Origin of the sequence: Grimontia hollisae CIP 101886, assembly GCF_000176515.1 — a bacterium.
Taxonomy (GTDB): domain Bacteria; phylum Pseudomonadota; class Gammaproteobacteria; order Enterobacterales; family Vibrionaceae; genus Enterovibrio; species Enterovibrio hollisae.
The window spans coordinates 143,785-169,134 of the sequence record NZ_ADAQ01000008.1 but is presented as its reverse complement, the minus strand read 5'-3'; the positions used below and the strand labels follow the sequence as shown (position 1 = coordinate 169,134).

General features: G+C 52.6%; 28 protein-coding genes. 23 read left to right on the top strand and 5 right to left on the bottom strand.

Translation table 11 applies throughout. The annotated features are described in order from the left end of the window. Window positions 1-55: 55 nt before the first annotated feature. The 3 genes from VHA_RS02705 to flgA form a co-directional block, all read right to left on the bottom strand. Window positions 56-490 carry a flagella synthesis protein FlgN gene (locus VHA_RS02705; RefSeq protein WP_005501584.1) on the bottom strand — a complete coding sequence of 145 codons (435 nt, stop codon included), beginning with the start codon at window positions 488-490 and terminating at the stop codon, window positions 56-58. An 18-nt stretch (window positions 491-508) separates the two neighbouring features. Continuing rightward, the gene (gene flgM / locus VHA_RS02700) at window positions 509-787 is read right to left on the bottom strand and encodes a flagellar biosynthesis anti-sigma factor FlgM (protein WP_005501583.1); all 279 of its coding nucleotides are present in this window, start codon (window positions 785-787) and stop codon (window positions 509-511) included. A gap of 96 nt (window positions 788-883) precedes the next feature. After that, window positions 884-1,546 carry a flagellar basal body P-ring formation chaperone FlgA gene (flgA, locus tag VHA_RS02695; protein ID WP_040528101.1) on the bottom strand — a complete coding sequence of 221 codons (663 nt, stop codon included), beginning with the start codon at window positions 1,544-1,546 and terminating at the stop codon, window positions 884-886. A 171-nt stretch (window positions 1,547-1,717) separates the two neighbouring features. Between flgA and flgB the strand changes: the two genes are divergently transcribed. The 23 genes from flgB to fliB all read left to right on the top strand — a co-directional run bounded on the left by flgB (window position 1,718) and on the right by fliB (window position 23,259). Next, entirely contained in the window at window positions 1,718-2,092 is a 375-nt protein-coding gene (flgB, locus tag VHA_RS02690; RefSeq protein ID WP_005501581.1) for a flagellar basal body rod protein FlgB, read from the top strand. Window positions 2,093-2,099: 7 nt separating this feature from the next. Next, a complete protein-coding gene (gene flgC, locus VHA_RS02685; RefSeq protein ID WP_040528050.1) occupies window positions 2,100-2,519 on the top strand; it encodes a flagellar basal body rod protein FlgC in 420 nt (139 codons plus the stop codon). A gap of 8 nt (window positions 2,520-2,527) precedes the next feature. Next, on the top strand, window positions 2,528-3,199 hold the full coding sequence (locus tag VHA_RS02680; protein ID WP_005501579.1) for a flagellar hook assembly protein FlgD: 672 nt from the start codon (window positions 2,528-2,530) through the stop codon (window positions 3,197-3,199). 24 nt (window positions 3,200-3,223) lie between these two features. Further along, window positions 3,224-4,429 (top strand): flagellar hook protein FlgE, encoded by a 1,206-nt coding sequence (gene flgE / locus VHA_RS02675; RefSeq protein WP_005501578.1) that lies wholly within the window; start codon window positions 3,224-3,226, stop codon window positions 4,427-4,429. An 11-nt stretch (window positions 4,430-4,440) separates the two neighbouring features. After that, window positions 4,441-5,172 (top strand): flagellar basal body rod protein FlgF, encoded by a 732-nt coding sequence (locus tag VHA_RS02670; protein ID WP_005501577.1) that lies wholly within the window; start codon window positions 4,441-4,443, stop codon window positions 5,170-5,172. Between the two features lie 27 nt (window positions 5,173-5,199). Then, entirely contained in the window at window positions 5,200-5,985 is a 786-nt protein-coding gene (flgG, locus tag VHA_RS02665; protein WP_040528049.1) for a flagellar basal-body rod protein FlgG, read from the top strand. A 27-nt stretch (window positions 5,986-6,012) separates the two neighbouring features. Continuing rightward, window positions 6,013-6,714 (top strand): flagellar basal body L-ring protein FlgH, encoded by a 702-nt coding sequence (flgH, locus tag VHA_RS02660; protein WP_226926537.1) that lies wholly within the window; start codon window positions 6,013-6,015, stop codon window positions 6,712-6,714. Next, window positions 6,714-7,862, top strand: a complete 1,149-nt coding sequence (locus VHA_RS02655; protein WP_050778519.1) for a flagellar basal body P-ring protein FlgI — start codon at window positions 6,714-6,716, stop codon at window positions 7,860-7,862. The genes flgH and VHA_RS02655 overlap by 1 nt, the downstream gene beginning before the upstream one ends. Beyond that, the gene (locus VHA_RS18380; protein ID WP_005501564.1) at window positions 7,862-8,395 is read left to right on the top strand and encodes a rod-binding protein; all 534 of its coding nucleotides are present in this window, start codon (window positions 7,862-7,864) and stop codon (window positions 8,393-8,395) included. The genes VHA_RS02655 and VHA_RS18380 overlap by 1 nt, the downstream gene beginning before the upstream one ends. Before the next feature lie 20 nt (window positions 8,396-8,415). Next, window positions 8,416-9,810, top strand: coding sequence for a flagellar hook-associated protein FlgK (gene flgK / locus VHA_RS02645; protein ID WP_005501562.1), 1,395 nt, complete (start codon window positions 8,416-8,418; stop codon window positions 9,808-9,810). 17 nt (window positions 9,811-9,827) lie between these two features. Next, window positions 9,828-10,751, top strand: coding sequence for a flagellar hook-associated protein FlgL (flgL, locus tag VHA_RS02640; RefSeq protein WP_005501559.1), 924 nt, complete (start codon window positions 9,828-9,830; stop codon window positions 10,749-10,751). Between the two features lie 71 nt (window positions 10,752-10,822). Then, complete coding sequence (locus VHA_RS02635) at window positions 10,823-11,950, top strand: hypothetical protein (RefSeq protein WP_040528093.1); 1,128 nt, start codon at window positions 10,823-10,825, stop codon at window positions 11,948-11,950. A 245-nt stretch (window positions 11,951-12,195) separates the two neighbouring features. Continuing rightward, window positions 12,196-13,491 (top strand): flagellin N-terminal helical domain-containing protein, encoded by a 1,296-nt coding sequence (locus VHA_RS19185; protein WP_005501551.1) that lies wholly within the window; start codon window positions 12,196-12,198, stop codon window positions 13,489-13,491. 250 nt (window positions 13,492-13,741) lie between these two features. Further along, a complete protein-coding gene (locus tag VHA_RS19180; protein WP_005501550.1) occupies window positions 13,742-15,037 on the top strand; it encodes a flagellin N-terminal helical domain-containing protein in 1,296 nt (431 codons plus the stop codon). Window positions 15,038-15,229: 192 nt separating this feature from the next. After that, on the top strand, window positions 15,230-16,792 hold the full coding sequence (gene fliD / locus VHA_RS02620) for a flagellar filament capping protein FliD (protein WP_005501548.1): 1,563 nt from the start codon (window positions 15,230-15,232) through the stop codon (window positions 16,790-16,792). Between the two features lie 13 nt (window positions 16,793-16,805). Then, the gene (fliS, locus tag VHA_RS02615; protein ID WP_005501546.1) at window positions 16,806-17,207 is read left to right on the top strand and encodes a flagellar export chaperone FliS; all 402 of its coding nucleotides are present in this window, start codon (window positions 16,806-16,808) and stop codon (window positions 17,205-17,207) included. After that, entirely contained in the window at window positions 17,204-17,545 is a 342-nt protein-coding gene (locus VHA_RS02610) for a hypothetical protein (protein ID WP_005501543.1), read from the top strand. The genes fliS and VHA_RS02610 overlap by 4 nt, the downstream gene beginning before the upstream one ends. 10 nt (window positions 17,546-17,555) lie before the next feature. Beyond that, complete coding sequence (locus VHA_RS18375) at window positions 17,556-18,914, top strand: flagellar hook-length control protein FliK (protein ID WP_005501541.1); 1,359 nt, start codon at window positions 17,556-17,558, stop codon at window positions 18,912-18,914. An 18-nt stretch (window positions 18,915-18,932) separates the two neighbouring features. Continuing rightward, window positions 18,933-19,424, top strand: coding sequence for a flagellar basal body-associated FliL family protein (locus VHA_RS02600; RefSeq protein WP_005501539.1), 492 nt, complete (start codon window positions 18,933-18,935; stop codon window positions 19,422-19,424). Window positions 19,425-19,433: 9 nt separating this feature from the next. Then, entirely contained in the window at window positions 19,434-20,180 is a 747-nt protein-coding gene (locus VHA_RS02595) for a FliA/WhiG family RNA polymerase sigma factor (RefSeq protein WP_104439911.1), read from the top strand. A 14-nt stretch (window positions 20,181-20,194) separates the two neighbouring features. After that, window positions 20,195-21,043: a flagellar motor stator protein MotA gene (motA, locus tag VHA_RS02590; protein ID WP_005501536.1), complete on the top strand. Its 849-nt coding sequence runs from the start codon at window positions 20,195-20,197 to the stop codon at window positions 21,041-21,043. A gap of 3 nt (window positions 21,044-21,046) precedes the next feature. Beyond that, the gene (locus tag VHA_RS02585; protein WP_005501533.1) at window positions 21,047-22,069 is read left to right on the top strand and encodes a flagellar motor protein MotB; all 1,023 of its coding nucleotides are present in this window, start codon (window positions 21,047-21,049) and stop codon (window positions 22,067-22,069) included. After that, window positions 22,066-23,259 carry a flagellin lysine-N-methylase gene (fliB, locus tag VHA_RS02580; RefSeq protein WP_040528048.1) on the top strand — a complete coding sequence of 398 codons (1,194 nt, stop codon included), beginning with the start codon at window positions 22,066-22,068 and terminating at the stop codon, window positions 23,257-23,259. The genes VHA_RS02585 and fliB overlap by 4 nt, the downstream gene beginning before the upstream one ends. A 59-nt stretch (window positions 23,260-23,318) precedes the next feature. On the opposite strand, the gene VHA_RS02575 is transcribed toward fliB, so the two are convergent. Beyond that, entirely contained in the window at window positions 23,319-23,942 is a 624-nt protein-coding gene (locus VHA_RS02575) for a bifunctional 4-hydroxy-2-oxoglutarate aldolase/2-dehydro-3-deoxy-phosphogluconate aldolase (protein ID WP_005501527.1), read from the bottom strand. Window positions 23,943-23,951: 9 nt separating this feature from the next. Then, the gene (locus VHA_RS02570; RefSeq protein ID WP_005501525.1) at window positions 23,952-25,328 is read right to left on the bottom strand and encodes a GntP family permease; all 1,377 of its coding nucleotides are present in this window, start codon (window positions 25,326-25,328) and stop codon (window positions 23,952-23,954) included. Window positions 25,329-25,350: the final 22 nt, after the last annotated feature.

Here is a 25,350-nt window from a genome sequence, read left to right as displayed (position 1 = left end):
ATAAGAAAATAAACACCCGCCGACATACTGCTTTGTGTCGGCGGGTGTTTTTTATTTATAGGCTGGGAGCATAGCTGAAAGCGTGTTCAGGCTTGAGCAGTTTATCGAACAACTGTTTTTGTTGTGCTAATAAACGGCCATTGGCATTGTTCTGTTCCTGGCAGCGTTTTGCCAATGCATAAATGCGCTCCCAGTGTGCCAATCCTTGACGACCATATGCCTCAGGCAATGCCGTCAGCACTTTTCGCATTCCCTCATCATCCGCTGATACGCCCAGTGTTTCCAAGCATGTCACGCGACGCTGCGCATTGCTGTTCAATGCGTCCATTAAAGGCTGCACCGTTTCGCTTATCGCATTCAATGCCTGACTGTCACGGCGGGTTAAATGCGCATGCTGCTTTGCCAACAGGGAATCCAGTTTGTCATAGTTTGCTGCGTCCTGCGCCAGATCTGACAGCAACGTTTTAACAAGGGTGGTACGGTCGTTCATGTTCGTCCCCGATATCGGCTATTTTTTCGCCGGTTCGTAATAATTGATGATACTGTTCGCCAGATTGTCGAGGTTGACAGTCATCTCACCACGTTCGAGCATGGCTTTCATGGCTGCCACTTTATCCATATCCACGTCTTGTGTGTTTTCCATTGATGCTTTTGCGGCATGCAGTGTGCGCATTTCTTCACTTAGTGCGATGTTTGATTCTGGCTTACGTTGTGTTTTCACTGTGTCTGTATTGTTTATTTCACGTCGGTAGTTTACCGATTGATTCAATCCAATTTTTCCGATCATTGCCTAACGCCCAAATGCTCTAAATTCTGGTTGTTGAAGAACGACCAACTTTGCTGAGACCTTAAACCCATAAATGAAAAAAGTGGCTTCAATGACTCAGAATATCGTGCTGACGGTGCCAGGAGAGGAAACCCTGGCCCGGATCTCCTTTTCTGACGTGCTGTTCTTTACCCGGATGATGTCACCTTCACTGCCATTTTCCAGCGCAATGCCTTTCATGCGGGCGATCATCGTATCCCGGCGGGCCTCGATAATGACTTCCTGATCGCGTTTCACCCACACGGGCCGATCAATAAGCTTAGGCGTTAAGATCCGCCCCGGCGAGATATTCCGGCGAACCTGTTTGCCGATAAGCGGTTCCGTGTCAGTAAAAAAGCCATGGCGGACATAGGCAATATTGACGGCTTTTGTGGCGACGTCCGTCAACTGAATAGCCTGCCCCCGTTTCAGGGGGGATTTGGCCACCACCACATCGACCATCACCGCCGCTTCCGCTTTTACCCGTATCTTCCAGTATTTCGGTTGTTCACAGCTGAGGGTCACCGTAAAGCGCCCGACAGGACGGGTTGGGTCGCTCAGCGCCATCGTGACTGGCGTATCACATGTGCCTGGCACCTCAAATGCATCCACGGTGGCAGTGAAGGTGTCACTGCCCACCGAGCGCGCAAAATCAGCAACCGACTGCTCAACAAATGTCACCACGGAAGTCCGGCTCACGGCAGGCGTACTGACATGGGCAGAGGCGGAAAAAATCCCCATCCAGGTGACCAAAAACAGTCCCCATCGCAGGGCGGAAAAGAGGAAGTTTTGCTTCCGCCTCGTCGGAAAATGGGGGTGGAACCTACTGTAACTCACTGATATTTGCCCCGGTAAATGTTGGCACGGAAGCTGCTAAAGGTGCCGCGATATTTTTCTGAGACGAAGAGCACTATGACGATTGATTTTGACAAAGCGCTGGGTGTCCACCTAAACACGGTCGATTTCAGAATTCAACGTGCCAAGGTTATTGCCGGCAATTTAGCCAATGTCGATACCCCAAATTACAAAGCACGGGATATCAGCTTTGAACAAGCCATGGACAGCATCGCGAGTCGGGCGCGAATGAATCACATCCAACGTCGTGATGTATCGCAACACTATACGTTGCAGTACCGCGAACCGATGCAGCCTTCGCAAGATGGTAACACGGTAGAGCTGGGTGTCGAGCAGGCGAAATTCGCAGAAAACGCCATGGCATTTGAAACCAGCATGACGTTTTTGAACATGAAGCTTAACGGTTTACGTGAAGCAATTAAGGGGCAGTAAGTAAACGATGTCTTTTTCAACTATTTACGATATTGCCGGTTCGGCAATGGCGGCGCAAACGGTTCGCCTGAATGCCGTGGCGAGCAACCTTGCAAACGCCGATGTGGTGTCGGGCTCGGAGCAAACAGGCTACCGGGCCAAACGTCCGGTTTTTGAAACTGTGATGGTAGACAAAGGCAACGGCACTCAGGGTGCGATGGTGCGCGTGAAAGAAGTGTTAGAGAGCGATGCGCCATTGCAACGCCGTTATGAACCGAACCACCCGTTGGCGAATAAAGAAGGCTATGTGTTTTATTCACAGGTCAATCCGGTCGAAGAAATGGCCGACATGATGTCTGCATCACGCAATTTTGAAACCAACGTGGATGTGATGACGCGTGCACGCAGCATGCAACAAAGCATTCTGCGTCTTGGACAGACAGGTTAGGAGTTTGTATGAGCTTGGCACAAGTACGATCTGAATCCCTGTACAGCCATCAGGCGGTGGCGAGTGAAACGCAAGTTGGTGCCAATGGGATGAACCCATCGAGCAATGACTTTCTCACCATGATGGTGGCGCAGGTTCAGAACCAAAACCCGTTGAACCCGACTGACGGTACGCAATACCTGACCCAACTGGGCATGATGTCAGCGGTAGAAAGTCTGGAAAGCGTCAAAGTGGGCCTGAACAACCTGAACATTGGCATGACCAACGTAGAAATGCTTCAGGCCACCAATTTGGTGGGCAAGAAAGTGTTGATGGACGTGAATAACGGCCTGACGCTGCAAGAAAACCAGACGGTCGATGCCCGGGTGCAGTTTGATGAAGCGGTCGATAACGCCAAAGTGGTGGTATACGACGAGAAAGGCAAAGTGGTAGAGGAAATCAAGCTGGGGGCAAGGCCGGCTGGCATGGTGGAATTCCAGCTATCCGCACAGGAGCTGGGCACCGGCGAATTTTATTTTGACGTGGTGAGTGAGCGCGGCGATAGCGCAGACACCCACAGCATGATGATCGCGGCGGACGTTGAGTCGGTCAATATACCGTCTGATGGCGGTGTCATCATGCTGAACCTGAAAGGCATCGGCAAGATGTCTATGTACGACATGCGTGAAATCGCAGCATAACATTTACCAAGAGGATACCAAGTCATGTCTATCAATATCGGTTTGAGTGGTCTGCGTGCAACATCAGATCAAATCAACACCATTTCGCACAATATTTCTAACGTTGGCACGGTGGGGTACAAATCGTCACGCACCGAGTTTCAGGATGTGTATGCCCCCCAGTTTGGTGGCGGTGAGTTCGGCGGCGTTGAAGTCAGCAATGTGCGTCAGAGCTTTACCAGTGGAGCCGCTACCTCTACCGGCCGTAACAGCGATCTGGCGATCAACGGCGAAGGCTTTTTCATGGTGCAACAAAATGGCCAGCGTATGTACACCCGTAACGGCATTTTCAATCTGGATTCTGATGGCTATCTGGTGACGGCAGACGGTCTGCGCCTGCAAGGGTATGGAGTGTCAGAAACCGGCAGCATCCAAAACGGTGCGCTGACTGACTTGCAAATCTCTACTGCTGATATGGCCGCGAAAGTGACCACCAAAGTGTCGCTGGGCGTGAACCTGGATGCGAGCGCAGCGGTTATCGTTCCGAAAGAGAAAAAGTTCGACAAAGATGACCCGTCAACCTTTACCTGCAGTGCGTCCACCACAGTGTACGACTCACTGGGCGGTGAGCACGAGATCACCCAGTACTTTGTCAAAACTGACGAGAACACCTGGAGTGTGCATTACGTGGCCGATGGTAAGGAATTAGATCCTAAAAATACGCAGCTGGAGTTTGATGAGAACGGCAAGCTGATTAAGCCAGAAGATCCTATCTCCGTGACCTTAACCCCAAAAAATGGCTCTGCCACAATGAAGATTGAGATGGACGTGTCGGAATTTACCCAGTTCGGCAGCGATTTCTCGATTAACGAAAGCAAACAGGACGGGTACGCGCCGGGCAAACTGGCGGGCTGGTACTTTGATGCAGACGGGTCGGTGTATGCACGTTATTCCAATGGGAAAACGCAGCTTCAAGGTCAGCTGGTGTTAGCACGTTTCCCGAATCAGGAAGGGTTGCAGCAAGCGGGCGGAACGCGTTGGACAGAAAGCTTTAGCTCAGGCACTGCCTTGTTTGGCCAGCCTGGTACAGGTCAGTTTGGCGCACTGCGTGTGGGGGCGTATGAAAGTTCGAACGTCGATTTGACCGAAGAGATGGTGTCCCTGATGTCCGCGCAGAGCAACTACCAAGCCAACGCGAAAACCATTCAGGCAAGCCAGGAAATGGTTCAGATCCTGTTCCAGAACATGTAACAGATTGAGTCATGGATAAATTACTTTTTACAGCGGTATCTGGTGCAACACGCGTGATCACGGCGCAGCAGGTGTTGGCGAACAACTTGGCGAACGTGAACACCGATGGTTTCCGCGCTGATATTGGTTTGGCAAAAAGCGTCGAGATTCAGGGTAAGGGTCTGGAGACCCGCACGTTGACGGGGATAGGCAGTACCTGGAGCGATTTCACGCCCGGCGCGTTAAAGCGCACTGACAACCCGTTGGATGTAGCAATCCGTGGCAACGGCTTTTTCGCAGTTCAGGTTGGGGAAGACGGAGAAGCGTATACCCGCGCAGGGGCTTTTCACCTTAACGAGAACGGTGATCTGATGCTGGGTGATCGCCCTGTTCTGGGCGACGGCGGGCCCATTGCGATCCCTGAACACGAAAAATTAATGATCGGCCAGGACGGCACGATTTCTGTGGTGACTGCGGGCTCAGCGGCGGTGCAGGAAGTCGGGAAACTCAAACTGGTGAAGCCAGAGCCTAACCAGCTCCGCAAAGGAGAGGATGGCCTTTTCCGAACCTACAACGGCGAGCCTGTCGATGCGGATCAGGGCGTAACGGTTGCCGTGGGGTATTTGGAAAGCAGTAACGTCAACGCCATTGACGCGTTGGTCAAGAATATCGATCTGTCACGTAACTTTGAGTTTCAGATCAAAATGATGAAAACCGCAGAGGAACTGGCCTCTACCGGAAACCGTCTCGTTCGTGGCAACTGATAAGAGTAAGTACAGAGGTTTAAAGCAATGCACGCAGCACTATGGGTAAGTAAAACGGGTCTTGCGGCGCAAGACACCCAAATGCAGGTGATTTCTAACAACCTGGCAAACGTCAACACTGTCGGCTTCAAGCAAGACCGCGTTGTGTTTGAAGATCTGTTCTACCAGACCAAAAAACAGCCTGGTGCCATGGCTGATCAGCAAAATGAAGTGCCGGGTGGCATTCAGCTGGGTAACGGTGTGCGCACGGTGGGGACCCAGAAACTGATGCGCAGCGGTGCGTACCAGAACACCCAGCAGGCAACAGATTTAGCCATTATGGGCGGCGGTTTCTTCCAGATTGAAATGCCCGATGGCAGCACAGCCTATACCCGTAATGGCCAGTTTCACCGTAACAGCGAAGGGATGATGGTGACAGCCGCGGGGCTGCCTCTTGTTCCGAATATTGAGATCCCGGAAAACGCCCTGAGCTTTACTGTGGGTAAAGATGGCATTGTGAACATCACGATGCCGGGTGAGGCAGAGCCTCAGGAAATCGGTCAACTGACGCTGGTGAACTTTACCAACCCTGCGGGTCTGGAAGGCCTTGGCGGCAACCTGTTCCGTGAAACCGGAGCTTCAGGTGCACCGATTGAAGGCGTGCCGGGCGAAGAAGGTTTGGGGTATTTGAGCCAATACGCGCTGGAGGGGTCAAACGTGAGCGTGGTGGAAGAAATGGTCAATATGATCACCACCCAGCGTGCCTATGAAATGAACGCCAAAGTGGTGTCCAGTGCAGATCAAATGCTGAAATTTATCAGTCAATCCATGTAATCCAACCCGGGTCGGCAGGTGAACAGAATGTCAGTGAATTTTTCGATTTTGCGTCGCTCACAAAGCGTCATGGCAATGTGGTTATCCGCGTTACTTTGCTTGTTGGTTGTAGGGTGTGCGCCTGTGTCCGCAGTGGTGGAGCAGCAACCGGAAGAGGTGGTGCCAAAAATGGACATGCCGGTATACACCCCGGATCCTGATGGGGGGCTGTTCAATGCCAACTATTCCATGGCCTTGTTTCAGGATCGACGCGCTTTCCGCGTGGGTGACATCCTGACCATTACGCTGGATGAGCAAACACGTTCGAGCAAAAAAGCCGGTACCAGCTTTGATAAAAGCAGTGATGTCTCAATGGGCGTCCCGACCTTGTTTGGTACGTCTTACCCTCAGGGTGAGGTGAGTGTGAGTGGCAGCCGCGATTTCAGTGGTGCCTCATCCAGCTCACAACAGAACTCCCTGTCGGGCAGCATTACTGTCATGGTGGATGAAGTCATGCCAAACGGGGTATTGCGCGTGCGTGGTGAGAAGTGGTTACGACTGAACCAAGGGGATGAATTTATCCGTCTGTCTGGGTTGGTACGTGTTGATGACATTGACGGAAATAACCAGGTTTCTTCCCAGCGTTTGGGGGATGCACGTATTACCTATTCAGGCCGTGGGGCGCTTGCTGATGCCAATGAAGCCGGCTGGCTGACCCGTTTCTTCAACAGCTCATGGTTCCCAATGTGATGAGACAGACAGTACACAACGCGTTTACCCGCTCGCTCGGTACGGGTGCCCTGATATTACTTACCCTGTTTTCGGTGCTGATCCCGACACAGGCGATGGCCCGCCCTTTATTGAGCATTGCGGATGTCAAAGGGATCCGTGAAAACCAGCTGGTCGGTTACGGCCTGGTAGTGGGGCTGAGCGGTACAGGTGATAAAAACCAGACCAAATTTACCCAGCAGTCGGTGAAAAATATGCTGAGCCAGTTTGGCGTGCAGTTGCCTGCCAACGCGGATCCTAAGCTGAAAAACGTCGCGGCGGTGGCGGTCAGTGCCACCCTGCCAGCCATGGCGGGCAAAGGGCAGGCGCTCGACGTGACTGTGTCCTCGCTGGGGGATGCCAAAAGTTTACGTGGCGGTACGCTGCTGCTAACCCCCCTGAAAGGGGCTGATGGCCAGATTTACGCCATGGCACAGGGGAACTTAGTGGTGGGCGGGATTCAGGCGCAAGGCAGCAGTGGGTCGGGCGTTACCGTGAATATCCCGACGGCGGGGCTTATCCCGAACGGTGCCATCATCGAGCGGGAAGTGCCGACCTCGTTCACCACGGAAGAAGAAGTGGTCCTGAACCTGAAAAAACCCAACTTCAGTACCGCGCGCAATGTCGAAAAAGCGATCAACAAAGTGTTTGGGCCGGATGTGGCCGTGGCGGAAAGTCATGCCCGTATCCGTGTGCGGGCACCGATGGATACCAGCCAGCGTGTCACCTTCCTGTCGATGCTTGAAGAGCTGGACGTCGAAGAAACCACCCGCAAAGACCGAGTGGTCTTTAACGCCCGCACGGGCACGGTGGTGGTGGGACAGGATGTGCATATCCATACCGCTGCGGTGAGCCACGGCAACCTGACAGTCAGCGTGATGGAAAATCTCAATGTCAGCCAGCCGAATGCGTTTGGACAGGGGAACACCGCGATCACGCCTGACTCTACCGTGTCGGTGGACGAAGAAAAAGGCAAGGTGTTTATCTGGCCGGAAAGCGAAGAAGGCACCTCGTTGCAAACGCTGGTGGACGCGGTGAATAGCCTGGGGGCCTCCCCCAATGATTTGATGGCAATCCTGATCGCGCTGGATGAAGCCGGGGCACTGGATGGTGAATTGGTGATCCTGTAATGAAAGTAAATGATACCGATATGCAGCGCCTGTTTAATGACACACACACGCTACAAAACATCAAAGCCAATCCTGATAAAGACGCGGCGTTACAGACAGCGTCCCAACAGTTTGAAGCCCTGTTTTTACAAACAGTGCTCAAGCACATGCGTCAAGCCTCTGATGCGTTGAGAGAGGAAGAAGACGGATTGTTTAACAGCCGTCAGCAAACCTTCTACCGCGACATGCTGGATGGACAATTGGCCGTGGAGTTGAGCCGACAGCAGAGCCTGGGAATTGCTGACATGCTGACGCGTCAGCTCAGTCAAAAAAATACAGTTAGGACAGATGAAAAAACGGTCGTTATAGATAACCAAAGCACACCCGGTAACGTTGAACCGTTCGCCATTACCACGTCAGACGGGGTTGATCATTCTGCTGTGACCAATCACAGCGCCCAGTATTGGGGAAACGGCACGGTTTCACTGTTGCAACAACGTCAATTTAACCCTCAGGCAGGCGAGGATTCCCTTGCCCTGCGCGGTGATGAATGAATCACGGGAAAAGATGACCTATGAACTTATTTAACATTGGCCTTTCAGGATTGAATGCGGCGAGCGCCGGTCTTTCTGTGACAGGCCAGAACATCAACCAATCCCTGGTGCCGGGCTACAGTCGCCAGCGCATCAGTTTTGGTTCACAGGATGGTGGTGTTCAGGTGTCGAGCGTTGAACGTATGTCAGATACCTTCACCCACCTGCAGATTCAGCGTCAGCGCAGCGGGTTTGGGTACCATCAGGCAACCACGCAGTACCTCAGCCAGGCTGAAGCGCTGCTGACCAGTGATAACACCAGCCTGAATGTTGGGTTGGACCGTTTTTATGCTGCGTTGAACGAAGCGTCGGCACAGCCGCAGGATATTGCGTACCGTCAGACTATCATCAGCCAGAGCGAGGCGATGGTGGATCGCTTTAACAACCTGAGCCAACAGCTGGAAAGCCAGAGAAAACAGGTTGACGGCCAACTGGAAGCGAGCGTGAACAAAGCCAATACCCTGATGGCAAACCTGGCGAGCCTGAACAGAAGCCTGCGCGAGGCAAACGGCTCAGAAGCAGAAAAAGCCAGCTTGCTGGATGCGCGGGATGCCACATTGACTGAGTTATCCAGCATGATGGATATCAACACCACCTATCACAGTGATGGTTCGGTGTCGGTTTCTCTGGATCAAGGCCAGCCACTGGTGAATGGGGCCAGTGCCAGCCAATTGATGAAAAACAGTGACGGTGGGCTGGTGCTCAAGCGTGGCGAAAGCACATTCACGCTCGGCAGCAGTGCCGGGGGGACGATTGGCGGCATGCTCAATTACCGGGATGGTCATCTCCAGTCGCTGGAGCGGGAACTGGATGTGATGGCCTACAGCTTTGCTACCCAGTTCAACGCCCAGCACACCCAGGGGGTAGATTTGAACGGTAAGCAAGGACAACCCTTGTTTGGTGGCGTGGATCAGATTGAAGGGGCAGCGAAAAACCTGACCCTGCTGGTCAGCGATCCCAAAGCACTGGCCTTTGCCGGTAACGGGACGGTGGATGAACCGGGGAACAGCGACAATCTGGAGGCGTTGATTGGCCTGAAAAATGCGCCGATCACCCTTGATAAAGCAAAGTTGTCAGAGACCGATTTGGCGCAATATGGCGACACCATTGACAAGGTCAATGGCAAAACGCTGTTTACTGCTTACACCGGTCTGTGTGGCGATTGGGCGATCAAAACCTCACAGTCAAAAACGGACATGGCTTCAGCAGAAAGCCAGGTAAAACATGCAGAAAACGCGCGTGATAGCGTCAGCGGTGTCAACCTGGATGAGGAAGCGGTGAGTTTAATGCAGTTCACCCAAATGTATCAGGCGAATGCCAAAGTGATTTCAACGGCACAGCAGCTGTTGGATATCACCATGGGCATGTTTAACTAACCGCGGAGGAGTCAGCCATGCGTTTAAGTTCAGCGCAACTCAATGAGATGATGTTCACCAGCATCCAGACCTCAACGGCGGGCGTGAACCGGGTTCTGACAGAAATGGGCTCACAGAAAAAAATGTTGGCCGCGTCTGACGATCCGCTGGGTGCCGTGCAGGTGATGATGCTCAACCGTGAGCAATCAAACATTGCCCAGTTCCAGAAAAATATCACTAATCTGGAAAAACAGCTCACCCTGACGGAGTCGCACATTGACGCCTCCAACAATGCGTTATTGCGTGCAGAGGAGCTGGTGGCCAGCGTACTCAACGCCAGTAACAGCGATAAAACAGGGCGTGAGGCGATAGCCAGCGAACTGGAAGGGATCCTTGACCAGTTACTGAGTGAGGCAAACAGCCAAAACCCGAACGGGGATTATATTTTCTCAGGCACCAAAACAGACACCCCTGCGGTGGCACGCGATCCTGACACAGGCTTATATGTGTTTCAGGGAAACCAAGAGCAGCGCATGGTCTCTGTTGCCGAGTCAACCCAGATCCCCGCCAACCAGACCGCACATGACCTATACTTCAATGGTGCGGATGATGGCAGTGATATTTTTAACACGCTGGCATCTGTGATCGACGACTTACGCGACCCAGCGGTGACCGGAGATGCCCTGACCGCCAGTGTATCGCGCGCCCAAACCCATATCTCGGCCGTGAGAGAAGGAATGGGGCAGGTATTGACAGACGTGGGGGCGCAACGTGCCTCAATGGATCGCATTGCGGGGGCACACGAAGACAATGCGTTAATGAACGAAAACTTGATCAGCGACGTGGAAGATCTGGATTACAGCGAAGCCATCTTACGGTTGAACACGCATATGGCCGCCTTACAGGCAACGCAAATGTCCTATACCAAGATCCAAAACCTGTCCCTGTTCAAGATGATGTAACGGTACGCACACCACGCGTTAACCCAACGGGCAACCCCTGATTGCCCGATGCAGTGAAAAAAGAGGACGTCTTGGTCAATAAAGTCAACACCCAGCAGCCACCTGTGACGGCACCGACAGGCACCACACTGGAGCCGGTGACCTCGCAACCGGTGACGGAAACCGCCCGTGTCACCGCAAAGCGTGAACAACCCTCGCCGTCGTCAGAACGTCCACCACTGACGAAGGGGAGGCAGCGCGGAGCTCTGGTCGAAACCAAGGTCAGGCACCAAGAGGCGGCCCATGCACAAAGTGCGGTGTCTGCGTTGAAAGATGCCGTGGCCCTGTTGGAACAATTGCGCCAGATCGCCCGCCGCAGTTTGCAGGCACGGGAAAATGAAAAGTCACAGTTGCAACAGTCGCTCAGTCACCTGAAAAGCCGGCTGACCCGGTTGACCAAAGATGCCCGCTATGACGGTGAACCTGTGCTGCACCATGACTTGTCACCACGCTTGCGCGGCAGCAATGATCAACACAGCTTTACCGTGAAAGGGGTGCGCCTGAATGGTTGGCGCAATCAGGATGAAGTGGTGCGTTTTCAGTTTGACCACGGTCAGCCAAGCACGGTTCGGGCGCGTATTCGCTGGGATGACACCCCAAAAGCCATCGTAGAAACCCTGAACAAGGCATTAGCCCCACGCGACATTCAGGTGGCATTGGACAAATACGGAGAGCTGATCTTCACCATTGATAAAGGGCGCTGGCCAGACATCAAAGGCGGGATCTGGGTGTCGGGTAATGGTCAGGTCCTTCCGGCAGGCAACCCCGTCAAGGCTAAAGTCGAGCCGCAGGAGGCTCACGGTCCCGATCCGGACGGGTTAGACTTCAGCAAACCGGAGACCACCCGCCAGGCCTTGGCGGATATCGAACGTCTGTTACAGAAAATCCATCATTCCCTGCAAGCGCTGGATAAACAACAAAAGCAGAGGGAAGCCGAACTGGCACAAAGTCTGGCCGCCAGCCCCTTGGTGCGACGTTACACCCCAGACGAACATACAACCCTGATCGCACCGGATGGCAGTATCGAAGCCAGCTGGTTTGAGTTACCCAAAGACATTACCCTGCTGCTGGTTAACAACGCCGTACCGACCCTGCTGGCACAAGCCAATGCCACCCGCCACAATGTTGTGGCCCTGCTGGACACCGAAAACGGCCACTGATATCTGCACTGCGGTGGACATTATCCACCGCAGGCATATACCAGCCCGCTCGCCGCCCTGCATCCATCCTTTTCATTTCTCTCGTTTATTCTCTACTCTGTTAGATTTTCGCTTTTTGTTTCTATTTTCTATTTAAGTCCCCCAAAAAACGGTCGTCTTAGTTCATCGACAGAAAAAGAACACGGGAGCAGATGGCCATGGTGCCGCACTGACATCCCTTTTGACGATGAAAGAGGAAACCTATTATGGCAATGACCATCAACACCAACTTTGCATCAATGAATGCGCAGCGTAACCTGCTGGGCACGCAAAACTCACTGAACACGTCTTTGCAGCGCCTGTCGACGGGTCTGCGTATTAACAGCGCCAAAGATGACGCAGCAGGTCTGCAAATCGCTAACCGCATGACATCACAAATCAACGGCCTGAACGTAGCAAAACGTAACGCCAACGACGGTATTTCTATGGCGCAGACGGCGGAAGGTGCGCTGCAGGAGTACACCAATATTCTGCACCGTATGCGTGATTTGGGCGTGCAGGCGAAAAACGGCACCAACTCAGAATCAGACCGCGCGGCACTGAACAAAGAATTCCAGCAAATGAAAAAAGAGCTGGACCGTATTGCGGACACTACGACTTACGGTAAAGGTGAAAACCTGTTTGAGAAATTAGAAGCAGGAGTAGATTTCCAGGTCGGTGCGGATGTAGACAGCAAAGTTTTGACTGCAGATGATGTGAAAGAAGGTAAATTGTCTAAATATGATGTGCAGGCTGCTGTAGAAGCTGGTTTAGCGGAATTAGGATTGGGTACGTCTGAAGAAGATCTGAAGAAATTGGATGCAGTCAGTAAAATTACCACGAAGCTTAAAACTGAAACTGATGGTCAACTGTCTAATGATATTAATCTCACTGATCTTGGAGTTGCATCAAAAGAAGAAGTGGAATCAGTTCTTGCTGATTTAGGTATCGGTGCTACGGTTGCACAGGGCAGTGACAGTACAAAAGTAAAGATCACTCTGAAGACTGGTGACAAAGATGCATTAGGTAAGTTGGATACTCTTGCAACTGCATTGAAAGAAAATGTAGACATGACAAAAGGTGAGCTTAAAGATATCAACCAAGGTGAAGAGCTGACAGCTCTCCAAAGTGCGATGGAGGGCCTTGGTAAAGAACTTAAGAGCCATGATCCTAACGTTATCAGTGTCAAAGTAGACAGTGCGACGCTGGATACTGAAAAACTGGGTGATATCGCCACGGCCGACGATGCCGGTAAAGCGATGGAAGCGATTGACGCCATGATTGATGCGGTGGGCTCTATCCGCGCCGATCTGGGTGCGACCCAAAACCGCTTCCAGTCAACCATCAATAACCTGGGCAATATTGCGGAGAATATGGCGGTCGCCAAAGGCCGCATTATGGATGCGGACATTGCGGCAGAATCAGCCAATATGACCAAACAAAACACCATGATGCAGGCAGGTATCACTGTGCTGTCACAGGCTAACCAGATGCCAAGCATGGTATCGCAGCTGCTGCGTTAATACGTTTCATTTTGGGTGGCGATGGGCTGTCCCACCTTGTCACCAGGGCGGAAGCAATGCTTCCGCCTTTTTTATGTGTCTTTAAAAGACAATAAAATCAATAATCTATAAACACCCCTCTCATCTCTATTTTCTATTTAAGTCCCCCAAAAAACGGTCGTCTTAGTTCATCGACAGAAAAAGAACACGGGAGCAGATGGCCATGGCGCCGCACTGACATCCCTTTTGACGATGAAAGAGGAAAACTATTATGGCAATGACCATCAACACCAACTTTGCATCAATGAATGCACAGCGTAACCTGCTGGGAACGCAAAGTTCACTGAACACATCTTTGCAGCGCCTGTCGACCGGTCTGCGCATTAACAGCGCCAAAGATGATGCAGCGGGTCTGCAAATCGCCAACCGCATGACATCACAAATCAACGGCCTGAACGTAGCAAAACGTAACGCCAACGACGGTATTTCTATGGCGCAGACTGCGGAAGGTGCGCTGCAGGAGTACACCAATATCCTGCACCGTATGCGCGATTTGGGCGTGCAGGCGAAAAATGGCACCAACTCAGAATCAGACCGCGCGGCACTGAACAAAGAATTCCAGCAAATGAAAAAAGAGCTGGACCGTATTGCGGATACTACTACCTATGGTAAAGGTGAAAACCTGTTTGAGAAATTAGAAGCAGGAGTAGATTTCCAGGTCGGTGCGGATGTAGACAGCAAAGTCTTGACTGCAGATGATGTGACTGAAGGTAAATTGTCTAAATATGATGTGCAGGCTGCTGTAGAAGCTGGTTTAGCGGAATTAGGATTGGGTACGTCTGAAGAAGATCTGAAGAAATTGGATGCAGTCAGTAAAATTACCACGAAGCTTAAAACTGAAACTGATGGAGCTGAATCTGGAAATATTACCTATGCATCTCTGGGGGTTGCGAATGAAGAAGAACTAAAAGCCGTCCTTGAAGATTTGGGTATCCAAGCAACCGTTTCAGATCAATCTGATGGCACGAATGTCAAGGTAACACTGAAAACAGGTGATAAAGATAATCTGGAGAAACTTGATGCACTTGCATCCGTGTTAGAAGGAAATGTAGACACAGGGAAGGGGGAGCTTAAAGACATTGCGGATGGAAAAGACTTGTCTCAACTGCAAGCAGCAATGACGGCTCTTGGTAAAGAACTGAAAAGCCATGATCCTAATGTAATTAACGTGAAAGTAGACAGCACAATGCTGGATACCGAAAAACTGGGTGATATCGCCACGGCTGAAGATGCTGGTAAAGCGATGGAAGCGATTGACAATATGATAGATGCGGTGGGCTCTATCCGCGCCGATCTGGGTGCGACCCAGAACCGTTTCCAGTCCACCATCAATAACCTGGGCAATATTGCAGAAAATATGGCGGTAGCAAAAGGCCGCATTATGGATGCCGATATTGCGGCAGAATCGGCCAATATGACCAAGCAAAACACCATGATGCAGGCAGGTATCACTGTGCTGTCACAGGCTAACCAGATGCCAAGCATGGTGTCGCAGCTGCTGCGTTAATACGTTTCAGTCTGGGCGGAATTTACCGCATAAAACACCTCAAAGCGGAAGGTTTACTTCCGCTTTCTTTTTATTAACCCATTGAAAATTCATGCTGCGAAATTGGCACAAAGATTGCTCAAGGCCTGCTGCCGCGCGACACAGTGTTAGAGCGGCAGGTCGACGTGGCACCCAGTATTTGGAGAGTACCCCATGTTAATGACAGGTCTCGGATCAGGCATTGATTACGAAGCGATGATTCAAGCGATCGTGGCGGCAGAGCGCGCCCCGGTCGAGAACCAGTTAAACCGCCAGGAAGGCATGAACACGGCGGAAATGGATGCCCTGAAAGAAATTCAGGGGGCACTGAACAGCTTTCGCAACACGGTGGAAGATCTGAACGCCTACACTGAACTGAACAAGCTGAAAGCCGAATTGAGTAACACCGATGTGATGGGCGTGGCCGTATCCGGCGGTGCGGTATCCGGTGAATATAACTTTGATGTGACCCAGCTGGCGCAGGCAGCGCGTGACAAAGTGCTGACGATGAAAAAAGGCAGCTATCTGACCACAGGAAAAGTGGAATTCACCACGGATAAAGGAACCGTGAGTGTCGATATTGCCGCGCTGGCGACCGAGCTGAAAACCAAGGAAGAGAGCAAGAAGGCACAGTACCGTACCGATACCCTGACCGAGGTGGCAAAAGAGCACAACATTGACACCAGCGAAGACGGCTGGGAAGCCAAAGCAGAGGCCAAACTGGCAGAAGATCAAGAGGCCAAAGCCAGCTTTGATGCCCGCATCAAAGAATATGACCAGAACATTGCCCGTTATGACGAAAAAGGCGTGACGGCTGAGGAGTTGCAAAGTGCGATTAACCGCCATGAAAACGCCGATGGCGCCAAGGTCACGCTGGTGCAGACCGGCGATCAGCTGACCATGGTGCTCAACGCCAAAGACACCGGGGTGGCAAACGCGGTGAAAGGGCTGTCGGTGACGAACGTGACCGCCAAAGATGATAACGGAAGCGATGTGGCGGTAAGCGATCTCGGCGTGCCGCTTCAGGCGGCGCAAGATGCGGTTGTTAAGTTCGGTAACATGGAACTGACTTCGCCGACCAACAAAATGGAAAACGTGATTGACGGTATCACCCTGACGCTGAAAGAAACCGGCACGGTTAACGTCAACATCCAGCGTGATGAAGACGGCGTGAAAGAAACGGTGAAAACGTTTATCGACAGCTACAACAAGGTGGTGGAAACGGTTAACACCTACACCAAATCCAGTGAGGAAATGGCGGCGGCCCTGTCTGGTGATGCGGCAACCCGTTCGATGATCAGCCGGTTGCGTTCGGTGATTTCTGACCAATACGCCTCGTCGACGCTGGGCACACTGTCACAGCTTGGGATCACCACCAAGATGGACGGTACGCTGGAGCTGGAATCTGACAAGTTCGACAAGGCGATGGAAGACAACTTCGATGAAATCGCCAAGTTGTTTATGGGCGATCCAGCCAGCTCAGTGCCGGAAAAACAGACCGGCATCATGGGCAGCATGCTGACCGTACTGGACGATTACCACAAAAACGGCGGCCTGTTTGATGTCAGGATCGACCGGTTGGATGCAGACAATCAGCGTTTGCAGGAAGAGCGGGAAGCACTGGATGCGCGGATGGAAGCGAAGGCTCTGTCTCTGCGTGATTATTACGCCAAGATGGACAGCCAGATCGCACAGATGAACCAAACCCAGAGCATGCTGATCAGCATGCTGATGTAGAGCAGGTAATACCATGATGATTGATGAAGGCCTGGGTGCCTACCAACATTCGAAAAACCATGCGCAGGCGGCGTCGGCAAGCCCGCACCGTCTGATCCAGATGTTGCTGGAAGGGTTGCTGGAAAATCTCAGCCGTGCACGCGGCTATATGGAACGTGGTCAGGTGTCAGACAAAGGCATGACCATTTCCAAATGCCTGGACATCCTTAACGGCCTGAGCGTGGTGCTGGATGCGGAAAAAGGCGGAGAGGTGACGCAGGAGTTGTACCGTCTGTACGACTACTGTGGGCGTCGCCTGTTTGAGGCGAACCTGAAAAATGACCTGGCGGGCATTGATGAGGTGGTCAACCTGATCACCCAAATCCTTGAAGGTTGGGTGGTGCTGAAACCGGAAAAAGTTGAGGTGGCACAGTGAACCCGATGACACGTCCCGTCTCTGCACCCCGGGCTTCATCAAATGGCGCCGACACCGCGCAGCAGCTTGATCATCTTTATACCCAGTTTGAGCTGGCGCTCAATGCTGGGGACTGGGCTGCGCTTGGCGCGCTGGATATCCAGTTGTCCGAGGCGTTGCACCGGTTTAAACAACAACCGCTGAATGCTGACACCAAGGCGGCATTGACCCGGTTGAATGCGTTTTATACGACCATGATTTCTGAGGGCCGAAAGGAGCAAGCACGTATTCGGCTTCAATTGTCACAACAGGAAGCCACAAAACAGGGGGTGATGGCTTATCTGGGACACCATGAGTAACTGAGTTCACATGCAAATTTCTGTTACAGCCACCAATGCTGCCACTGTGCCCAGTGCCGGTGGAAAAACCATCAGTGCCCGTCCTGCTGTCACTGGCGGACAGACAGGAAATGCAGCGACACCTGTTAACTATCACGCGCAAGCCAGCGAGCTGGCGGCGCAAAACGGTGCTGCGCAGGGGGCAGAACTGTCGCACAGTGCGGAGCAACAGCCTTCCGCCCCAACGACTGTGTTGCCTGGCAGCGTGCCACAGGGTGAGGGGGCACTCGAACAGAGCTCGGCCAGCGATACGCTGTGGCAGGCATCAGAACTGGATGCCCTGTCAGCGGCACTGGATACGGTGTTTCCTGCTCTTGCTGCACCGCAGTGCGAACAGATCGCCCAGTGGATAGTGAACCTGCAACACGGTGGGATCACGCCAGAAGCGTTAGTGGCGACGCTGAACACCCAGTTGAAAGCAAACGGCGTATCTGTGCCGCCGCCAGCATTGGCGACGTTGGAAAGTCTGTTTGGGCAAGTGGCTGACGGGGCGCTGCCTGTGTCTGAGCTGACACAGGCGCTGACCGCGCTGGGGCAGTCGTCTCGCCAGGGTGTGCTGGACGGGGCCGGTAAACCGTTTTCGGAGAGTCTGCCTGCACAGGCGCAGAAGCTGCTTCATCTGCAACCGCAAGGGCAGACACACGTTCAGACAACGGCAATGGCGGATGCTGCGGTGCGCGCAGATCGGGCAGACATCGCCCCGTTGCTACGGGAGATGTCGGGGGATCGTGCCGCCCAGCCGTTGAATGCGTTGCCGGTCTCTGATTTGGCGGTGACGATGAACGACGCGGCCCCTGAGCGCCTGTTAGCCCCAGGGCTGGCGCCTCAGCCATCACCCCAAACACGCCCTGCGATCATGGTACCCGGCGCCAGTCCGGCTACCGCGGCGCAGCAGCTTGACGCATCGGTTGATATTTCTCAACCGGAGTGGGGACGTGAGCTGGTTGACCAGTTACGCGCCCGGTTGCGGTTTAACCAGCAGGATGCTGTCCAGACCGCCCATGTGCGGCTTGATCCGCCAGAGCTTGGCAAACTGGAAATCACCCTGCGCGTAGAAGGCGACAAAGTGAACGTGCATATCGCAGCCGCGCACCCGCAGTTGCGTGAAGCGCTGCTTACGCATGCAGATCGTCTTCGCCTTGACATTGAACAGAGCCAGTTACAACTGGCAAATGTGTCTGTGTCGAGTGGTTCGCAGCAGCAAGGGCATGACCAGTCACAGGGCGGGCAGCAAGAATACCGCGCCGTGAAGGGTAACCCAATGAAGGAATCATCCCCTTTTTCTACGCCGTCGATGAGCGATCTGGGTCGCTATGCGTCGGTGGTTTAATCAGATTGAGAGCATGATATGACCAATACAGCACTTGAAGAACAACCAAAATCTAAGTCGCGCCTTATCGTGGTGGTGGCAGGCGTTGTCTTTTTGCTGCTGGCCGTGGGTGGCTGGCTGTTTTATGCACAATGGAAAGAAAGTGTCGTCGAAGTGAAGGAGGAAACCGAGGTTGCCCCGACCGCGATGGTGAAAAAGCCGAAGTTTCTTTCTATGCCACGTTTTGTTGTCAGTTTGGAAGGCGGTTCCCGTTTGCATTACCTGATGCTGGAAATGTCGTTGATGAGTTATGAGGAAGATGACCTCAAGAAGATGGAAGACATGATGCCCGTGCTGCGTAACACCGTGGTGAAGTTGCTCAACGGGAAACATTTTAATGAGCTGTCGAAGGCAGGCGCGCTTCCTGCGTTGGAGGAGGACATCCGTAACGCGTTACAGGAGCGGATGAATGAGATGACCGGCGGCAAAGGCGTGGAACGCGTACTCATCACCAAAATGGTTATTCAGTAAGGGGTGAGTATGTTGATGATGAATGAAGTGTCTTCCGTGGGACTGCACGCGTATCAGCAGCATCAGGTAGGCAGCAAAATCCGGGAAAAACGTCTGTTGATGCAACTCTCTGGTCTGGTTAAACGGGTGGTGAACCATCTGGCAATTCAGGCTGATGTGGTGATGAACCGGGATGACATGGAGCAGATCGGCCTGATGGCACTGCTGGAAACGATTCGCCGGTATCCGGAGGAAGATGAAGGTGGGCTGAAAAAGCTGGCGGTGCCGCGTATTCGTGGTGCGCTGTTAGATGAAATGCGCCGTTTAGACTGGCGATCTCGCCAGCTTCGCCAGAAAACCCACCAACTGTGTGAAAAAGAACGGGAGGTGGCGAAGACTCTGGGGCGTGCGCCGACCGATCCGGAACTGGCACAGGCGATGGAGATGTCTGTCAGCGATGTGCGTCAGCTGCGTCTGGATTATGAGGCGGAACGGCCACACAGTTTTGAATCGATGCAGGAAGATAATATCGCGATACCGGGATTGGCAGTGTATTGCGATCACATAGAAAAAGAAAAGCTGGCGGTCGCACTGAAAGCGGCACTGGCGACGCTGACAGAACGCGAGCAAATCGTCCTGAGCTTTTACTTTGAGCATGAAATGAGCATGAAGGAGATTGCGCTGGTGCTGGATCTCACGGAAGCCCGGATCTGCCAGATCCAGAAAAAAGCATTGGCGACCCTTAATCAGAAACTGTCTGACTGGCAGTTGGTATAGCGGAGTCACTTTTTATGCAGGTAATACTGGGGTTTGTTGTTGTTTTTGCCACGGTAATGGGCGGCTATGTGATGGCGACAGGCAAAATCGCTGCGCTGTGGCAGCCGCCGGAATTTGTCATCATTTTGGGCGCGGCACTGGGGGCGATGGTGATCGCCAATCCCCCTTATGTGCTGAAAAATATCCTGACCCGCCTCAAGATGCTGATGGGGAAGCCTTACGGCGATGATTTCTATAAATCCGTGCTGCAACTGATGTATGAGTTGCTGGAAGTGGTGCGTAAAGATGGCATGAAAAAGCTTGATGATCATATTGAAAATCCAGAGAGCAGTGACATTTTTTCGCGCTATCCGAATGTGGTGAAGTCGCCCATTTTATTGCCATTTATTACAGATAATTTGCGTACCCTGGCGATGGGAAAAATGACCCATCACGATCTGGAAGCGGCGCTGGAGCTGGAGATGGAAGCGCTGGAAGCAGACTTGATGCGCCCTTCCAAAGCGCTGACCAAAACCGGTGAGGCGATGCCGGGCTTCGGTATCGTGGCGGCGGTACTGGGGATTGTCGTCACCATGCAAAATATTGGTGGTCCGTTGACATTGATTGGTGTGAAGGTGGCAGCGGCACTGGTCGGGACGTTCTTCGGGGTGTTGATGGCGTATGGCGTGTTTGACCCGTTGTCATCCAGTATCACGGGTTTGGTGAAAAAAGAGATGTTGGCGCTGCGTATGGTTGCGACGATTTTAGTGGCGCAGGCGCAGGGCAAACCCACGATTCTGGCATTGGATTCGGGTCGTCGTTTGCTGTATAGCGAGTACAAACCATCGTTCTCTGAGATGGAACAGTGGATGGTGAGAGACTGAGCCATGGCCCACGATAAGCAACACGTCATCATTATCAAAAAGAAGAAACATGGCGATCATGATGATCACCACGGCGGCGCATGGAAAGTGGCTTTCGCTGACTTTGCAATTGCGATGATGGCTTTTTTTATGGTGCTTTGGATCATGGAAATCACCTCAAAGGAAGAGCGGGAAGAAATCCAGTACCGTTTGCAGCAAAGTACTATCTTTGAAAGCATCGACAACCTGTTCGATATTCGAAATAGCCCATTCCCGATTGATTTTGGTGGTGAGGCGTCGCCGTTTGAGAACCCGATCAATTCGACGCTCAGTGGGACAAGTGAGCTCGGTAACTCTCTGCATGAGCAGGTGCCGCAGGGGGAGAAAGGCAATAACGCGGGACAGGGGGAAAACGCCATGTCTGTGATGGAGGGGCAGTATCTGAATGCCGCGCAGTTGAGTGGGTTGGCTATTGCATTGAAAGAGATTGTGGCGTCGCTGGATGCGATGGAAAACATCCACCTTGACGTTGTGCCTCAGGGGCTGCGTATTCAAATTCAGGACAGTAAACGGAACGTGATGTTCCAGCGGGGCAGTGCCCAGATGACGCCGTTTTTTGAAGACATACTCTACGCGCTGTCGCCAAAGCTGGGAAAAATACAAAACCGTTTGATTATCAGCGGCCACACAGATTCGACAGTGTTTAGTACCCAAGCGTATTCCAACTGGGAATTATCGGGGGATCGTGCCTTAAAAGCCCGTCAGGTGATGGTGGGATCGGGATTGCCTCAGCAACAGGTGCTACAGGTGGTCGCGATGGCCGACCGTACCCTGCTGGATGAGGCTGACCCGCAAAGCGGTAAAAACCGCCGGATAGAAATTATGGTGTTAACAAAAGAGGCTGATGAGCAACTGGTGCGTTTGTTTGGCACTGTTCCTGCGTTGCCCAACAGCATCAATGAACATGGTGAAGCGGTGAAAAGTGCCAAGCAATTTGCGTTGGACAATGCGCCAGTTTCCCGATTAAAGGCGATGACACAGTCATGAACAAGTACACGGTAACTCCAAAATTCTATGACACCTTCTCCTGCATTGGGTCGGATTGCGAAGATCACTGTTGCCACAGTTGGACTGTGAACATCGACCGGGGAACGTATATTTTTATGACCCGGAAAAGTGCGTTTAAGGCTAAGTCGTCACAGGCAATTGAACGCACCCGAGGAAAAGCGGGTTATGCCAGAATTAAGCTCGATGCACAGGGGAATTGCCCGTTTCGTATGGAAAATGGCTTGTGTGAGGTGCATGCGACACACGGACATGCGCGGCTGTCGCATACCTGTAAGACCTATCCGCGTCTGGAGAAAGTGCGTGGCGATCAGGTACAAAAAAACCTCACCCTGTCTTGTCCGGAAGCGGTACGGCAAGCGTTGCTGAACCCTGATGCGATGACATTTGATACCCAGGTTACTCAGGATCCCGCATTCAAACCGAGGCCCTATGTGCGTCCCGATTGTTATGACGCCGTGCGTGAGTTGTTTGTGCTGTTGTTGTCTGATACCAGCATGGCGCTGGAGCAACGTCTGTTCACCTTTGGTTTGGCATTGAAACAGCTGGCACAGAGTGCGCCTGAACAGCGCACAGACGTGTTTGAGCAGGTGATTGCCCAGATCCAGAGCGGTGAGATTGCTGGGTTTTATGCTGACCTGCCGACAGCGACCCAGTTACACGCATCGTACCTGCTAAAAGGCTACAACGCCTTGTTTGCACTCAATGTGCTTGAGCAAAAACCGCAGGTATTGGCGCGCCTGAGTAAAATCCATCAGCGCATGAAAGCAGCGCTGGCAGGCGTGGGTGACAATATTTCCCAGCAACAGGCGGTGCTGGAAAAAGGGTTTAACGGCCATTATCAGGCGTACATGGCTGAGCATGAGCACGTATGGATAAATTACTTTATTTACCAGATGTACCAGTTGGATTTTCCGGCTGACAACATGTATGAACAGTTCAGCCAAATCATTGTGGATTTCTTCTATCTTCGTGGGGCATTGATGTTAATGGCAGCGGAAACCCCGCTGACCGATGACGATCTGGTGCTGGTTGTGCAAAGTTTTCACCGTGCGCGCAGCCATGGCGGAAACTTCCCCAAAGCGCTGGATACCCTGAAAGAAAAACTGGATGTGGATGCGGCGATGCTGCCGCTGATGTTACTGAAAGTGAGTGAACGCAGCTCAGCCTAGGCCCCACCTAAAAGAAAGCCGGGTCCCTGTCCGGGACCCGGCTTATTTATTTTCGGGGATTATGCCAGTAGGTCTGCCACACCTTTCACCAGTGCCGCCAGGCCATCCCAGTCGCCTTTGTCCATCAGGTCCGTCGGCACCATCCAGGTACCGCCGCACGCGACCACGCTTTTCACATTCAGGTAGTCACCGACATTGGCTGGGTTAATGCCGCCTGTTGGCATAAAGTTCACCGGATACACCGCGGTCAGGGCTTTGAGCATATTCACGCCGCCAGACGGTTCTGCCGGGAAAAACTTCAGCGTTTTCAGTCCCATTTCCATGGCTTGTTCAACCAGGCTTGGGTTGTTGACGCCCGGTACGATCGCGACATTGCGCTGCTGGCAATATTTCACTGTGGTTGGGTTAAAACCAGGGCTGACGATGAAGTCCACACCGGCATCGATAGCCATATCAACTTGCTCAGTGGTCAGTACGGTGCCGGCACCAATCAAGAGATCGGGATAGGCTTCACGCATCACGCGGATAGACTCGGCCGCGGCGTCAGTACGGAAAGTCACCTCTGCACAAGGCAAGCCGTTTTCCACCAGGACTTTTGCCAGTGGCAGCGCATGCGCGACATCATTGATGGCAATGACCGGGACGATTTTGATCGCTTGCAGACGTTGTTCAAGGGTCTTCATGGTTAACCTCTAAAGAATAAAGCTCAGTGTTGCGACGATAATAAATGCGATACCGCCAAGCAACGTTTCCATCACGGTCCAGGTTTTCAGTGTGGTTTTCTCGTCCATATCCAGCAGACGTGAAACCAGCCAGAAACCGGAATCGTTGAAGTGGGACAGTACCGTTGCACCCGCCGCGATAGCAATCACGATAAAGCACAGATCCAATTCGCTCAGGCCAGTGGTTGCTGCCACTACTGGCGCAATCAGCGCTGCAGTGGTGGTCAGTGAAACGGTTGCAGAACCCTGCGCTACACGTAAACAGGTAGCAATGACAAAAGCGGCAACGATAATCGGCATGCCGGTATCTGTCAGTGCACCTGCCAGTGCATCACCAATACCACTTGCGCGCAACACACCACCAAACATACCACCGGCACCGGTCACCAGTACGACGCCACAGATAGGTGCCAGAGAATCACCACACAGTTTTTCCAGTTTTGCCATGCCATAGTCTTTGGCAAATACTGCCAGACAGACAAGCAGGGTGATCAGCAGGGCTACCGGGGTTTTACCCAGCATACGCAGGAATTCAACCAGCGGTGTTTTGCCGTCAATCACGCCAGCCACAGACAGGGTGTGTACAACGGTGTCAAGACAGATCAGCAGAACCGGCAGCACCAGAATACCCATGACAGTGGCAAATTTCGGCAGTTTGTTTTCATCCACCACGGTGTCGCTGTTGAAGAACGCTTTTGACAGTGGGATGTCGAATTTCTTGCCTGCATACAGGCCAAACAGATATGCACCGACGTACCAGGTAGGGATTGAAACCAGGATACCGACTACCAACAGCAGGCCGATGTTCGCGCCTAAAAACTCCGCCGCCGCAACCGGGCCCGGGTGCGGCGGTACAAAACCGTGCATTACGGCAAATGCACCCGCTGCAGGCAATGCATACTTCAGTGGCGAACCACCAAAGCGTGCTGCGACGCTCAGGATGATAGGCATCATCACCACAAGGCCAGCATCAAAGAAGATGGGGAAACCAAACATCAGTGACGCCACACCCAACGCAAACGGGGCTTTGTCTTCACCAAAGCGGCCGATCAGGGTATCTGCCAGCACTTTTGCGCCACCAGTCACTTCCAGCACTTTACCTATCATGGCACCCAGGCCAACCAACAGGGCAACAGAAGCGAGGGTGCCGCCAAAGCCGCCCATCATCGTCGGGACCACTTTTTCAGACGCGACGCCGGTCGCAAGAGCCGTACCCAGGCTGACAACGGTCAGTGACACGAAAGCGTGAACTTTCATTTTGATGATCAGAACCAACAGCGCGGCGATAGCAAGTGCGGCGACAGTCAGCAGATAGGTAGGGTCAGAGGCTTGTACAAACTGCTCCATTTTTAACACCTTTCACGATTAG